Annotated in this window: 18 protein-coding genes; 6 read left to right on the top strand and 12 right to left on the bottom strand. The window is 40.8% G+C overall.

From position 1 onward, the window contains the following. Positions 1-6: 6 nt before the first annotated feature. On the bottom strand, positions 7-786 hold the full coding sequence (locus PR808_RS10570) for a GPO family capsid scaffolding protein (protein WP_215954176.1): 780 nt from the start codon (positions 784-786) through the stop codon (positions 7-9). A gap of 161 nt (positions 787-947) precedes the next feature. On the opposite strand from PR808_RS10570, the gene PR808_RS10575 reads away from it, so the two are divergent. The 3 genes from PR808_RS10575 to PR808_RS10585 are packed head-to-tail and all read left to right on the top strand — an operon-like array spanning position 948 to position 4,083. Further along, positions 948-2,735 carry a terminase large subunit domain-containing protein gene (locus PR808_RS10575; protein ID WP_215954175.1) on the top strand — a complete coding sequence of 596 codons (1,788 nt, stop codon included), beginning with the start codon at positions 948-950 and terminating at the stop codon, positions 2,733-2,735. Beyond that, positions 2,735-3,766 (top strand): phage portal protein, encoded by a 1,032-nt coding sequence (locus PR808_RS10580; RefSeq protein ID WP_215954174.1) that lies wholly within the window; start codon positions 2,735-2,737, stop codon positions 3,764-3,766. Before PR808_RS10575 ends, PR808_RS10580 begins: the two co-directional genes overlap by 1 nt. Next, a complete protein-coding gene (locus PR808_RS10585; protein WP_420794217.1) occupies positions 3,766-4,083 on the top strand; it encodes an ogr/Delta-like zinc finger family protein in 318 nt (105 codons plus the stop codon). Before PR808_RS10580 ends, PR808_RS10585 begins: the two co-directional genes overlap by 1 nt. On the opposite strand, the gene PR808_RS10590 is transcribed toward PR808_RS10585, so the two are convergent. From PR808_RS10590 to PR808_RS10635, 10 genes are all read right to left on the bottom strand, one after another. After that, a complete protein-coding gene (locus PR808_RS10590; protein WP_215954173.1) occupies positions 4,073-4,291 on the bottom strand; it encodes a hypothetical protein in 219 nt (72 codons plus the stop codon). The two genes, PR808_RS10585 and PR808_RS10590, sit on opposite strands and share 11 nt — an antisense overlap. A gap of 125 nt (positions 4,292-4,416) precedes the next feature. Further along, positions 4,417-4,785, bottom strand: a complete 369-nt coding sequence (locus PR808_RS10595; protein WP_272539257.1) for a hypothetical protein — start codon at positions 4,783-4,785, stop codon at positions 4,417-4,419. Continuing rightward, positions 4,745-6,904, bottom strand: a complete 2,160-nt coding sequence (locus tag PR808_RS10600; protein ID WP_272539258.1) for a replication endonuclease — start codon at positions 6,902-6,904, stop codon at positions 4,745-4,747. Before PR808_RS10600 ends, PR808_RS10595 begins: the two co-directional genes overlap by 41 nt. Next, positions 6,901-7,110, bottom strand: coding sequence for a hypothetical protein (locus tag PR808_RS10605; protein ID WP_272539259.1), 210 nt, complete (start codon positions 7,108-7,110; stop codon positions 6,901-6,903). The genes PR808_RS10600 and PR808_RS10605 overlap by 4 nt, the downstream gene beginning before the upstream one ends. Beyond that, positions 7,107-7,349 carry a DUF2732 family protein gene (locus PR808_RS10610; RefSeq protein ID WP_272539260.1) on the bottom strand — a complete coding sequence of 81 codons (243 nt, stop codon included), beginning with the start codon at positions 7,347-7,349 and terminating at the stop codon, positions 7,107-7,109. The genes PR808_RS10605 and PR808_RS10610 overlap by 4 nt, the downstream gene beginning before the upstream one ends. Before the next feature lie 71 nt (positions 7,350-7,420). Next, the gene (locus PR808_RS10615; protein ID WP_255254537.1) at positions 7,421-7,771 is read right to left on the bottom strand and encodes a DUF5347 family protein; all 351 of its coding nucleotides are present in this window, start codon (positions 7,769-7,771) and stop codon (positions 7,421-7,423) included. A 9-nt stretch (positions 7,772-7,780) separates the two neighbouring features. Further along, positions 7,781-7,936 carry a hypothetical protein gene (locus PR808_RS10620; RefSeq protein WP_176489318.1) on the bottom strand — a complete coding sequence of 52 codons (156 nt, stop codon included), beginning with the start codon at positions 7,934-7,936 and terminating at the stop codon, positions 7,781-7,783. Between the two features lie 10 nt (positions 7,937-7,946). Next, entirely contained in the window at positions 7,947-8,207 is a 261-nt protein-coding gene (locus PR808_RS10625) for a hypothetical protein (RefSeq protein WP_272539261.1), read from the bottom strand. Between the two features lie 7 nt (positions 8,208-8,214). Next, positions 8,215-8,724, bottom strand: coding sequence for a phage regulatory CII family protein (locus PR808_RS10630; protein ID WP_272539262.1), 510 nt, complete (start codon positions 8,722-8,724; stop codon positions 8,215-8,217). A 30-nt stretch (positions 8,725-8,754) separates the two neighbouring features. Then, the gene (locus PR808_RS10635) at positions 8,755-8,979 is read right to left on the bottom strand and encodes a helix-turn-helix transcriptional regulator (protein WP_109911726.1); all 225 of its coding nucleotides are present in this window, start codon (positions 8,977-8,979) and stop codon (positions 8,755-8,757) included. A 140-nt stretch (positions 8,980-9,119) separates the two neighbouring features. Between PR808_RS10635 and PR808_RS10640 the strand changes: the two genes are divergently transcribed. From PR808_RS10640 to PR808_RS10650, 3 genes are read left to right on the top strand one after another with little or no spacing between them, the layout of a single operon-like run. Then, positions 9,120-9,707, top strand: coding sequence for a phage repressor protein CI (locus PR808_RS10640; protein ID WP_272539263.1), 588 nt, complete (start codon positions 9,120-9,122; stop codon positions 9,705-9,707). A gap of 9 nt (positions 9,708-9,716) precedes the next feature. Then, the gene (locus PR808_RS10645) at positions 9,717-10,163 is read left to right on the top strand and encodes a hypothetical protein (protein WP_272539264.1); all 447 of its coding nucleotides are present in this window, start codon (positions 9,717-9,719) and stop codon (positions 10,161-10,163) included. Beyond that, entirely contained in the window at positions 10,153-11,169 is a 1,017-nt protein-coding gene (locus tag PR808_RS10650) for a phage integrase (RefSeq protein WP_272539265.1), read from the top strand. The genes PR808_RS10645 and PR808_RS10650 overlap by 11 nt, the downstream gene beginning before the upstream one ends. A 279-nt stretch (positions 11,170-11,448) precedes the next feature. On the opposite strand, the gene PR808_RS10655 is transcribed toward PR808_RS10650, so the two are convergent. Further along, complete coding sequence (locus PR808_RS10655) at positions 11,449-13,092, bottom strand: thiamine pyrophosphate-binding protein (RefSeq protein ID WP_272539266.1); 1,644 nt, start codon at positions 13,090-13,092, stop codon at positions 11,449-11,451. Positions 13,093-13,101 lie beyond the last annotated feature (9 nt).

Here is a 13,101-nt window from a genome sequence, read left to right on the forward strand (position 1 = left end):
TTTCTATTACAGGAAATTAAAACGTGCGTTTTTGTTTCCGTTAGGGTTCAGATTTGGCTTTGTTGTAACAGCCTTATCTAATTTGCTAAAGTTTTTCACAATGTTAGGCAAGTTATCACGTAATTTTGCAAAATCTTCCGTATCAACAACCTCTTTGACTTTGTCAATATCGTCTTGCGCGTCACTCACTTCTACTTTCGTTTCGGCAAGCTGTTGTTTTAATGATTCAATTTCGCGTAATGCGGCATCTAGCTCTTTCGCCATTTCCGCTAAGGTCTCGTCATCAGCGATACTGGTAGGTTGAGGGGCTGGTTGCGGTTCTTCAATCCCAAATTTTTTACGCCATTTACTCATATCTTCTGTCCTTTGATTGTCCTGACGGCTAAATTGTAGCCGCGTTGTTCCCACACTAGCTGGCTCATCCGTTACCGCTAGGCCATCCATGTAAGTTTTGCCCGTACCTCGCCAATTCAACTGCATTTCAATGGAAGTAAAAAGCAATCTATTTTGGCTATTAGCTTCAAGTAAGCGAATGTAAGGGCGTAAAATTGCATATAAATGTAATACTTTTGCGTCGTCATATTCAGCGCGAAGCGCTAAAACTTCACCAAGAGGATCGCCGCGTTTCTGTCCCTGTGTTCTATGTCCTTCCCAAATCAAAGCTGTATACAGTTCTGGGTCGTAGGTTTCTGCTATATCCAGAAGTTCATCACGAAGGATTTCTCTCCCGTCTGCTGTTTCGCCCTCAGTCGCGATACATAACCATGTTGTTCTCAATTGCGACATTTACATGTTGCTCCCGTCCTTGGGTTTATTGCTTCCATTTCGTTAGGTGCTCAGTATTGCCCACATTTTTTTCACTGGCGACAAGTTCGATTCGGTTATAAATCCTTTGCCGAAAGCTGCTTAATGCCAGCGCTCAAAGGTCGGGGCACAATGCATCTACTATGGCTAAATACACGGATGCAAAAATACAGGTCGCAAAATCGTTATATTTGCGACGCTACACTCCAGCGGAAATCGCGGAGGAATTAAGCCTGCCTAATCGTCGGATTGTTTACTATTGGGCAGAAAAATGGAATTGGGCTGATATGCTCAGTCATGAAAGTGTGATTGAAGCAATTAACCGCCGCATTGCTTTATTGAGCGAGCGAAATAAAAAAACGGAGCTTGAATTAGATGAATTAGACCGATTAATTGCTAGCCACGTTAAATTAATGGCGCAAGCGAATAAGCACGCTGAAAAAATGGCGGCGTTAAAATCACAAATATCGGACATGCAAGGTCGGGGCGATTATGTCTCTGACGACACTGGTGAGCCGAAGAAAAAGAAACGCTATCGCAAAAATGACATTTCCAGCCTCACCCCAGAAGATTTCCAACGATTCGCCGATGAAATGCTGTTCGGCTACCAAAAACATTTACGCATTAATATTACAAAATCCATTCGTAATATTTTAAAAAGCCGTCAAATCGGGGCAACATGGTACTTTGCTTTTGAAGCTTTTGAAAATGCCTGTTTAACGGGTGACCCGCAGATTTTTCTATCAGCATCACGCCCACAAGCCGAAGTTTTTCGGTCTTATATTGTCAATATTGCCGAAAAATTTTTCGGAGTGACATTAACGGGTAACCCTATCAAATTAAGTAATGGGGCAGAATTACGCTTTCTTTCTACGAATAAAAACACCGCCCAATCTTACAGCGGTCACTTGTATTGCGATGAATATTTGTGGGTACCTGATTTTAAACGCTTAAATGACGTGGCGTCAGCTATGGCGACACACGACAAATGGCGCACTACCTATTTATCAACACCTAGCTCTAAAACGCATGCAGGCTATAAATTTTGGATTGGTGACGAATGGCGCGGCAATGACCCCAAGCGTAAAAAAATTGAGTTTCCCAGCGAAAAAGAAATGCGTGACGGGGGGCGTGATTGCCCCGATGGACAATGGCGCTACGTTATTACCCTTGAAGATGCTATTAAGGGCGGCTTTAACTTAGCGTCTATTGATAAGCTACGACAACGCTACAACCTTGATACATTCAACATGTTGTATATGTGCGTATTTATCGACAGTGGCGCATCCGTCTTTAAATATGACCAGCTAGAAAAATGTGGCGTTGATGTGAATTTATGGGAAGACCATAAACCCAACGACCCGCGACCATTTGGTAACCGTGAAGTATGGGGCGGTTATGACCCAGCGCGTTCTGGTGACACATCAACGTTTGTTATTGTTGCCCCGCCTATGATGGTACCCGAAGTGTTTAGGGTTTTAGCGACATTTTACTGGCAGGGCTTTAGCTGGCGACATCAAGCCAAATTGATTGAAGACTTAACCAAAAAATATCGCTTTACACACATTGGCATTGATACTACAGGGATAGGTCAATCCGTATATGAGATGGTGCAGGATTTTGCACCACGTATCACACAACCCATTCTTTATAGTCTGCAAATGAAAACGCAGCTTGTGATGAAAATGATAGATATTATCGACGAGGAACGCATTGAATGGGATATGGATCAGAAAGAAATCCCCGCGTCATTTTTATGCATTCGCCACACAACCACGGGAAAAGGGGGCGCAATGACATTTGTTGCTGACAGAACACAAGAAACAGGCCACGCCGATGTTTTCTGGGCGACATCTCATGCTGTGATTAAAGAGCCGCTTAATACGGATAAAAAGCGCAAATCCAAATATATATTACCAAAGGCCGCATAATGAAAAAGAAACGGAATTCACGCAAACAAATGGTGCAACCGACTAAAGCCCCCTCTAAAGGCTTTAGCATCACACTAGGCAAGCCAACACCTATTCTAACGACGCATACCGATTATAAAAATATCTGGTATGACAATGATTTTGACCATTGGACACCCCCAATAGACCGTGAAGCCCTGGCACAATTGGTGAATTTAAATGGGCAACATGGCGGCGTTCTTTACGCCCGTCATAATATGGTCACCAGTGATTATATTGGCGGTGGCCTAACCCATGAGCAATTAAAAGCGGCTGTCTTTAATTACTTTTTATTTGGCGATGTGGCTATTTTAAAAGTGCGTAACGGTTGGGGGGAAACCATCGAATTGGAAGTTTTACCCTCACTTTATTTACGCAGGCGGAAAGATGGGGATTTTGTCATTTTACAAGAGGGGGAACCGTTAGTTTATAGCCCTGATGAAATCATTTATATCAAAATGTATGACCCGCAACAGCAAGTCTATGGCCTACCCGATTATATCGGGGGCATTCACGCAGCATTATTGAACAGTGAAGCTACCATATTCCGTCGCCGTTATTACCACAATGGGGCACATACGGGCGGGATGATTTACTGTAATGACCCGAATATGACCGACGAAGTAGAAGAACAAATTATCCAAAAACTCAGCCAAAGCAAGGGGATTGGTAATTTTGAAACTATGTTTGTGAGTGTGCCGAATGGCGACCCTGACGGCATCAAGTTTATTCCTGTGGGGGACATTTCTGCAAACGATGAATTTAGTAATGTGAAAAGTATTAGTGCGCAAGACATTCTGAATGCTCACCGTTTCCCTGCTGGCCTTGCTGGTATCATTCCTGGTTTAGGCTCTGGCGGCTTAGGTGACCCCTTAAAAGCAAGGGAAGCGTACCGACAAGATGAAGTTATCCCCGTGCAAAATCTATTTATGAATGCGATAAATAGAGAAATCGGCAATAACGCATTATTAAAATTAAATTTTCGTCAAAATATCGCCAAGGAAAATGAATAATGCCTAAAAATAGGGTAAAATTAAGACGTTATCAACAATCGGAGCGTCGGAACATGCAAGTGTTAAAAATATTCTGTCCTGTCTGTGGACACCGCGCGACAATTCGCAAATCGAATCGCAAACATCGTGAAATTTCAGACGTTTACTGCGCCTGTAATGATGTTGAATGCGGTCACACTTACGTTTTAAATATCACTTTTAGTCATACCATAAGCCCGAGTGCGAAAAGTGATGAACACATTCAAACTATGATTGAAAATTTCAATCCCCATCAGCGCCAATTGGCGCTTGGTCTTTTAAATTCATCTACTGTGTAATTGCTTTTGAATCGTGGTGGCTGCTATTGAGCAGCCTGATTTTTTTATCATCTTTCTTTGATATCGCTTCTATTGCATTATCTGCAAGTTCAGTAATCAGCCCTAATACAACCTGGCGCTCATTGTGATTACACCCCTCTAAACTCCCTAATTTAGCAATAACACTAATACGTTCAAACGTCATTGATTCTTGTAACAAATCGCTCATATTCAAATTCCCATTTGTATACTGGATATTTATACAGTATACATAAATTAAACCACAGGGGAACACTGTATAAGTCAAAAAAATAAAAAAATCTTTTTTATTAAAGAGTTACATTAAATGTATGTCTAACTTTTAATTTCGTGACATGTCACGCCAATTTTACTTAATGATAATTCATGCCAACCTTTGGTGTTCCAACAGTCTGCTGCTCCCGACAAACAACACTCAGCAACAGGCAAACTCTCTCCACATTTACCGCAACACTCATTAGAAAGCTGTTTATATTTTTCTGTCAGCTCTTGGTTGTCTTTAATAATCAGTAATTGAATGTATTCATTCATATCGTAAGGCTCTCGCCCTGGTCGCCGTAATACACAATTTTGGCGTAACATTTCTAGTTCTTGGTTATCAACAATCAACTCAAATTTAGTTTCGCCACTGTCTTTTTGTCTTTTACGCTGTTCCGCTTTGCGCTCTGCTGCTGTTTTTGCCATTTTCTTTTATCCTTTGTTGAATTCGAGATATAGCCGACTCACACCGAGCCAGTAATTTTTGTTTTTTATCTGCTTTAGTGATGATTTTTTGAATATGGCCATTCGCATGAAACCTCACGCTTTGACCGTTCTCTGTATAAATTGCCCCTTTTGCTATCGAATGGATCATGAAAGGGTCTTTTTCGGGGTCTAATGTGATGCCAATTTCTTTGGCTTTTCTCACAATATCGGGAATAACCGTTTCTTTGTCTTTAATCGTCCTCCGTGCCTGCGTACAGTTATTGACAGAACTCCAAGGGGCGCTAATCGCGCCATCAAAACCAGCCTCCGCTGTCGCTTCGGCTAACTTCGGCACAATCTGCCAGCTCTTAATACGGGTAATTAATGGGGAGTCATTACCTACCAAAGTACAATAAACACCCTTGATACAATCGACAGGCTCACCATAGGCGTTGGTCTTTTCTTCACGCTCATACCATAGACGGGCGATAAGGTCGGCACGACGTACAAAGGCACCACCTTGCAATTTGGTGTATTCGCTCCAATTGCTTGTGTCTGCGGCCTTATGGACTTCGGCAAACTCAACATCCAAACCTGTTGATGCTTCTGTATCATCACCCATACGGCGTAATTCACGCCATACAGACACAGGCGCACCGCCTATTTGTTGAAATTGGCGAATCTTCCAATGAGAAGCCCAAGCGGAAACTGCACGCGCCATGTCTTTGCACTTCTGGCCTGATTCCTTATCGACTTCATCGTCCATCGCGTAACCGTCGATATTTTTTGAAATGTATTTAGCGATATAGCCAGTTGCACTACCTTTTCTTTCGTCGATAGGTTCAACGTGGAAACGGGCTCTTAATGCTTTAGGTGTGGTAAGTTCGTCTCTATCTTCTAAACGTGCATAGTGGCTAAAAATAGAACGTAATTGTTTTTTCTGCTCAGGCATAACAAACAACAACATATGCCAGTGTGGCGTACCATCATGGTGTGGCTCAGTAACACGAAAACCAAAAACACGGATACCCGCACGGCTATAAGCCGCACGTATTTTCGCCCACGTTTTACACAGATATTTTTGGGTTGCTCTTGGATCACATCCGTTCCAATTATCAACAAAACCACCTGCTTGATAAGCGGAATGGTATTTTGATGGAGCGGTCATTGTGTAGAACTCACCATCACAGCCCATTTCATTTGCGAGGTCTTCAAACCCGCGCATGCGTGCCATTAACTCACAACGACGAACGGCAGGGTTTGCCACACTACCTAAAACCATTTTTGTAAGTTCGGTTCGGTTGCCGTCTTCGTCTTGCAATTCAAAGTCTTTAAGAAATTGCCAGTTGGAACGCTTTTGTTCTACCCAACGATGCAAGGTTGTTTTTGAAACATAAGGGGATGCGGACTTTTGAACTTGACCAATCGCGATAGCAAGGTGCTCACGTTTCAGGTCACATAAACGTTTTAAACGACGATACCACCAAACAACATCAAACATGCGAAGCAATGCCGCGCAAAGTTTATCTTCACTTGGCCTAATCCTACCTTTGTTAAATTGTTGCCAATATGGCGGCTGAGTGCCCGACTGCAATGTTAATTTAGCAAGGAAAGCGTAAGTTTTATCAAGACGCTGACGGGCTTCACATTCATCTTTTGGGTCGCTGTTGGCGTATTGCTTTGTTGCAGCCTCATAGTTATCGCTCATAAAACTGGCAATTTCATTTGCCAAGGTTTTGATAACCGTTCTATCTAACTGCGCGATATTTTCGAGTTGTTCAATAAAAGGGAATGGCCTGTCACCTGAAACATGATGTTTAAATTCATACTGTTTCATGACACGTTCGAATCGTGGCAATACATTCTTAGCTGTTTTGCGTAAAAATTCATTGGCACGACGACGACCTTTTTGATTAAAAAGGCGTGCGTATTTAGTGGCAAAGTAAATTGATAGGAAATCGGGAACATGCGAAATAATTTCATGACGCCACTCAGCATCATCTTTATTTGCATCCCACATAATGCGTTCAGCCAGAGTCGCTGATTTCGGCAACCCTGGCTTATTTGCTTCTTGGTTGCGACGTATTGAAATATATACGTCGCTATTATGTTCCGTCATTTGTCACCTAAATCATGGTTTAAATGTTCGGCTTTGAATGTTGCCCAATAGCCTTCATTACGTGACTCAACCTTTGTTTTTCCACAACGGTTACAGCCATAATGAAAATCGATATATGGTTGTAATCCATTCAATGATTGAAACTGATGAAGATTTTTTTTATATAAAGTCCATTTATGTAAACCAGCAAGGCAAAATAATTTCATTGCGCCACCGCCTGATTTTCGATGTGATTAGCTTCACTCTCCAATAACTGCGCTATCTGTCCATAGTCGAGCTTGTCGCGAATAACCTGCAATGAAAGACGACGTAAACGAGAAGCAAAAATAATTGAGCGTGCATTTTTTTCATCTTCACGGTTAGCTTGAATAACAGCAATCATTGTGACATCTTCACCGTTCCCCATATCAACTACAGGTGTAAATGTTGGTTCTGGTATATTCATTTATTTAATTCCTAAATTTAGAATGTAAAAATCCCTGACGCGATAACGTCACTTACTTAATTGGGTATTATTTAGTTGAGTGGTAAGGTTAAATTTTTAGGTAATAAGGCGCTTGAGCCTTTAATATAATTAATGGCTTTAACAATATTAAATATTTCTTTTGAAGTGAAATCTTCAAATTGACAACCATGTCTAGACTTATCAATTTCAGCCATGAAAAATATAACAGCTAAAAGTTTTTTATTATTTTTATGGTCTTCATTAAAGCGGTCACGCATTTCTTTTATAAATGACTTTAATTCTTTGTTCTCTAATCCCGAGGTTTTAGATTTAACTTCACATACTTTATTGATACCGTGTACACGCTGACCTATAGACATTGGCATGTAACGCTGTTCAAGTATTGCTGGGTTCTGTCTCATAGTAATTACCTATATTCTAGAAATTAAATAAACAGTTGCAAACAAAATAACGGGAACAATATATTTCAATGAACCATCTTTTTTGTTTGAGCTGATTTCTTCTAAACGTTTAAATGAGTCACCAGTGACTTTATATTTGTACTGCTGTTTATGTGCTTGAGTCATTTCTTATTCCTCAGAATGGAATTTCATCATTACCTAGTCCGTAATCAAACTCGTTACGAACATCATTAAGTACTTCATAAACTGCACCAATATCTAATGAACATATATTCATTGAATAAAAAATTTGATTTAAAAGTTCTTTTTTCAATGTTGCTTTTTCTGATACTCTTTTAAAAACATCACCCTTAAGCTTTTCTTGTGATGGTGTTATTACAATGTTTTTTCCTGTCATTTCAGCTAACTTTTCTAAATCACTTTTTTTATTGCACATAATTACCTCACACCATTGCTTGACTGAATCCCACAACGGTATCAATCGCTGATACAAACGCAGGGGATGAATGTAAACGGGCTGAAATTGTCACACCAACTAATGCTAAACAACGGATCGCATTATTTACGCTCTGTTTAATTTCAGCGGAACGGGCATTATTAATATGACCACCTAAAACCGCTTGGCTTGCTAACTTTCCGACCTCTGCCGTTGCATTTAAAATATACGCTGGAAAATTACCCTCAGTCGCATTATTCAAAGGTACAGACGGCTGGCATTGAAGCTGCTCTAATAAACCATCAATTAAAGTTGCGTCTTCTGTTGCATCAGTAACTTTAACTAAATCGCCCCATGTAAATTGGTGCGGCTGTTCAGGGTTTAACTTGTTACGCAACATTTGCGCATTCATGCCGATTGCTTCCGCTATCTGAACAAGGTCACCTTTGTGCGTAATCGCAAAAGTACGGCATGCATTGTCAAAGTGTGATTGTTTGGAAGCTTGATAATCAAACATGGCTTTTATTCTCCTAAAGCGAATAATTAATTACGCATTAAGCGAAATATCACAGTCTGATAATGCTTCAACGGTTAGCTTTGCCATATTTATAAAAACACGACCATTTTTCATATCTTTATGTTTTTTGCGTACAGGTAAGCGACCATCTTTAATCATGTCAGTAACTGTACTTTTAGCCATGCCAAACCTTTCACAGTAGGCTTCTATAGTGAGGTAAGGCTCAGTAATGGTGATTGTAATATTAGGGCGCATAGTGCAAAATCTCCTATTTAGGTTTTATCCGTTTTTATTCGATTCTATTCGTATAAAACTACAACATGAGGCGAGTCTATTTCGTATTTAACTACAAGTCAAGTTTATTGTAGCTTTTTGCGAATATGGACGGTATGACTATGGGAAAATTTCATTTAGAAATGTTTGGCGAGAGCGCGCCAGTTCTCGACCGTATTATTGAAGCTTATGGGTTTGGCTCCAAACTAATGTTGGCTCAGCATTTTGAAATGGCTTCTAGCAGTCTTGCGGGGAGATATAAAAGAGATAATTTTCCGGCGGACTTAGTAGTAAGGTGCGTTGCTGAAACTGGCGTAAGTCTTGAATGGCTTGCTACAGGGCAAGGTAAAAAATTTGATGATGAAGAGCTAGATATACTTCGTTTTAAAAAATACAAAATTATTGATGGTGAGGAATTCGATGCTGGTATAGCTATGTTTGATAAAGTTTTATTCAAACAAGGTGCACCTTTTCCTAGCGAACCAATTATGGTTCAAGATGGACAGAATTATTTTATTGTTGACCGCAAATTTGGCGAGGTATACGACGGTAAATGGTTAGTTCGCATTGATGATAAAATAAGCATTAGAGAACTCACTAGAATGCCAATGCAGAGAGTTCGGGTATCGGGTGTCGGCATGGCTTTTGATTGTGATTTAAAGGATATTTCTATTATTGGTCGAGTTACTACTGTCATTGAGAACTTGTAGGGATATAAAATGAAAACTATTTTATTCTTAGGTGTATTCGCTATTTCATCAACTGCATTCTCAATGAGTGAGGATTGTAGTATTGCTACCGATATCTTTGATGATGCTGGAAGTATAATGGCCGAAGGAATGGAAATGGCTGTTAATGACGGTGAGACTTTAAAAAATACAACGGTAACTCATAATGAGTTTTCAGCTTGGTATAAACACGTTTATCCCAAAAAAATATCGAAAGTTGCTAAAAAGTATAACCAATATAAAACAGTTTCTAGCGATAACCCAATTTATTTAGGTATGACTTCAATATTGGAAGCTAATAATTTTGTTAAATCATTGGATATTTATATGCAATCAAAAGATGATGCAGGAAAAGAACTGATGATGGAGTCAAAAGAAAGGCTAGCTAAATCATACTATAAGCTAGTAGAGGACTGCGGCAAAAGATATGACCGTTAAAAAACAGCCTGATGGACGGTGGTTAGTCCAATGTTTTCCTAATGGTCGTGACGGAAAAAGAGTCCGTAAGATTTTCACAACCAAAGGGGAGGCCATTGCATTTGAACGTCATATTCTTGATGAATCACAAGATAAGCCTTGGCTTGGCGAAAAACAAGATAAACGCAAGCTTACCGAATTAGTTGAAACTTGGTTTCGCGCCCATGGAGTGACGCTTGGTGATGGTGAAAAGCGTAAATCTTTAATGATGTTTGCCTGCGAAGCTATGGGAGATCCTTTCGCCACTGAATTTAATGCCAAGATTTTTTCCTTATATCGTGAAAAGCGTTTGAGTGGTGAAATTACACGAACAGATAGATTAAAAACTGTCACTCCACGCACTGTTAATTTAGAACTGGCTTACTTTAGGGCAATGTTCAATGAATTGATTCGATTGGATGAATGGACAAAAGAACACCCGCTGGCAAAAGTTCGTTCATATAAAACCGATGAACAAGAAATGGCTTTTCTTAATGATGATGAAATCAGGTTATTACTTTCAGAATGTGAGAAAAGCACATCCAAGGATTTAATTCACGTCGTTAAAATTTGTCTTGCAACAGGTGCTAGATGGTCAGAAGCTGAAAGTCTGACAGCAGCACAGATTCGAAATAATACAATTACATATACGAAGACAAAAGGTAAGCGGAATCGTTCTATTCCAATTAGTGATGAATTAGCAAACGAATTACCCAGAGGTAAGGGAAATGCTCGGTTATTTAAATCCTGTTATTCTGCATTCCGTTCGGCTCTTGGTCGAACAGAAATTGAACTACCAGAAAGGCAATCTTCCCATGTTTTACGTCACACCTTCGCTTCTCACTTTATGATGTCCGGTGGAAATATATTAGTTTTACAAAGAATACTAGGACACACCGATATAAAAATGACAATGCGGTATTCGCACTTTTCACCTAATCACCTTTCAGAAGCTATAGAGTTTAACCCGCTGCAAAAAATAAAATAATGGCAGCAAAATGGCAGCACAGAAACCCAATCATCGTATTTATTCGATTTTATTCGTTAATTAACTAATTGAAAATAAAGTAAATCATTGTTTTTGATAGATGATTTAAAGGACTCATAATCGATTGGTCACTGGTTCAAGTCCAGTAGGGGCCACCAAATTTTAGCTGTTAAATCAGCGCATTAAGCCACTTCTTAGCAAGTGGCTTTTTTGTATCTGATGGGTTGGCATACAAACAAAAAGAGCAGCCTTTAGCTGCTCTGGTTGGGTCTAAATCAATTAAAACAACTTTTTCTGTGGTGGGCCTGAGAAATTCATTTTGCCGATTTTATCCATGAGAACCTCGACCACGACAGGTTTTTTTAAATCAATAGCTTGCTGGAGGGTGGGTTTAAAATCAGTGGCTTTGTCGATGGTAAATGCAGTAATACCCATAGATTGAGCTAATTGATTGAATGAAGGCGTCAGTAATTCATTGTAATATTGCCTACCTGAGAAATATTTTTCCTGAATGCCTCGCATCACGCCATATCCATTATCATTCATAATAATCAATACGATAGGAAGTTGTTCTTGTGCCATGGTGGCCAGTTCGCCAATCCCTAACATCAAACCGCCATCACCGACAAGGCCAATAACCGAGGTATCTGGGTTGGCTTTTGCGCTGCCAATCGACATTGCGAGACCCAAGCCAATTGCGCCAGCAAGGGAGTGAATATTGTGCATTGGCTCAGTGGCTTTTAATAACCGACTGCCCCATAAGCTCCCTGAGACCGTAATATCGCGCACAAAAATACCGTCTTTTGGTAGAATTTGTTCGACAGCATCACTGAGGCCACTATAAGCACCGCATTGTTCACGTAGTTGTTGCTCAGCTTGCTGAACGGCGTCTTGTACCTGTTTTTTCCAAGAATCAGATACAGGGCGCTTGGCGAGCTCCATTTTGTCTGCCAGTGCTTCCAGTAAGGCTTTAGCATCGCCAGTAATATTGATATCAGCAATATAATTTCGATTGGCAGCTTGAGGATCAATATCAAGTTGGATCAGCGGGCGCGGTAAGGGCAATGACCATGTTTTGGTTTCATTGCTGCGCAAACGGGAACCAACTACTAAGGACAAATCACAGTTGCGCATTAAGGCATCGATGGAATCTGCATTATGAAAGGCGCGTAAGCTAAAAGGGTGGTCATCGGGCAGAATCCCGCGTCCGTGGGTACTACTAATCACGGCAATACCTTGATTTGCTAAACGTTTTACGGCATCAGTGGCTTGTAATGCCCCTGTGCCAATCCACAATAATGGCTGTTTGGCTTGTTGAAGTTTCTCCCAAATAGTGTCGACGTGAGATGCGTTGCATGCAGGTAATACCGAGGGAACAACGGGGGGGCTTAATACGGAAATAGGCACTTGAGCACTTTGAATATCGATTGGGATTTCAATAGATACGGGGCCGCAAGGCACAGTTTGAGCGACTTGGATAGCTTTGTGTAAGACGGAGATCGCTTGCTCTGCACTGTGTACGCGAAAAGCTTGCTTGGAACTTGCTCGCAGGAAGCTGAGTTGATCTGGGGTTTCATGGATAAACCCTGCATCCATATCTAAATAGGCTTTTTCCACCTGACCCGTAATATGGATCATCGGTGAACACGCATTCATCGCTTCAATCATTGAACCAACGGCATTCCCTGCGCCCGCTCCTGTACTGGTTAATGCCACACCTAACCCGCGAAAACGGCTATGGGCATCAGCCATTGTCACTGCGCCCGCTTCGCCACGGCTTGGGGTAAAGTCGATGATCCCGCGGCGGCCAATTGCATCAGCAATGGGTAAATTATGAATCGAAATGACACCGTAAACCGTGGTGACTTGGTATTGCTCTAATGTTCTGGCGACGGCTTCGCCAACCGTAATCATGTCAGACATTATATTCTC

Source organism: Providencia sp. PROV197 (assembly GCF_028479625.1).
GTDB lineage: Bacteria > Pseudomonadota > Gammaproteobacteria > Enterobacterales > Enterobacteriaceae > Providencia > Providencia vermicola.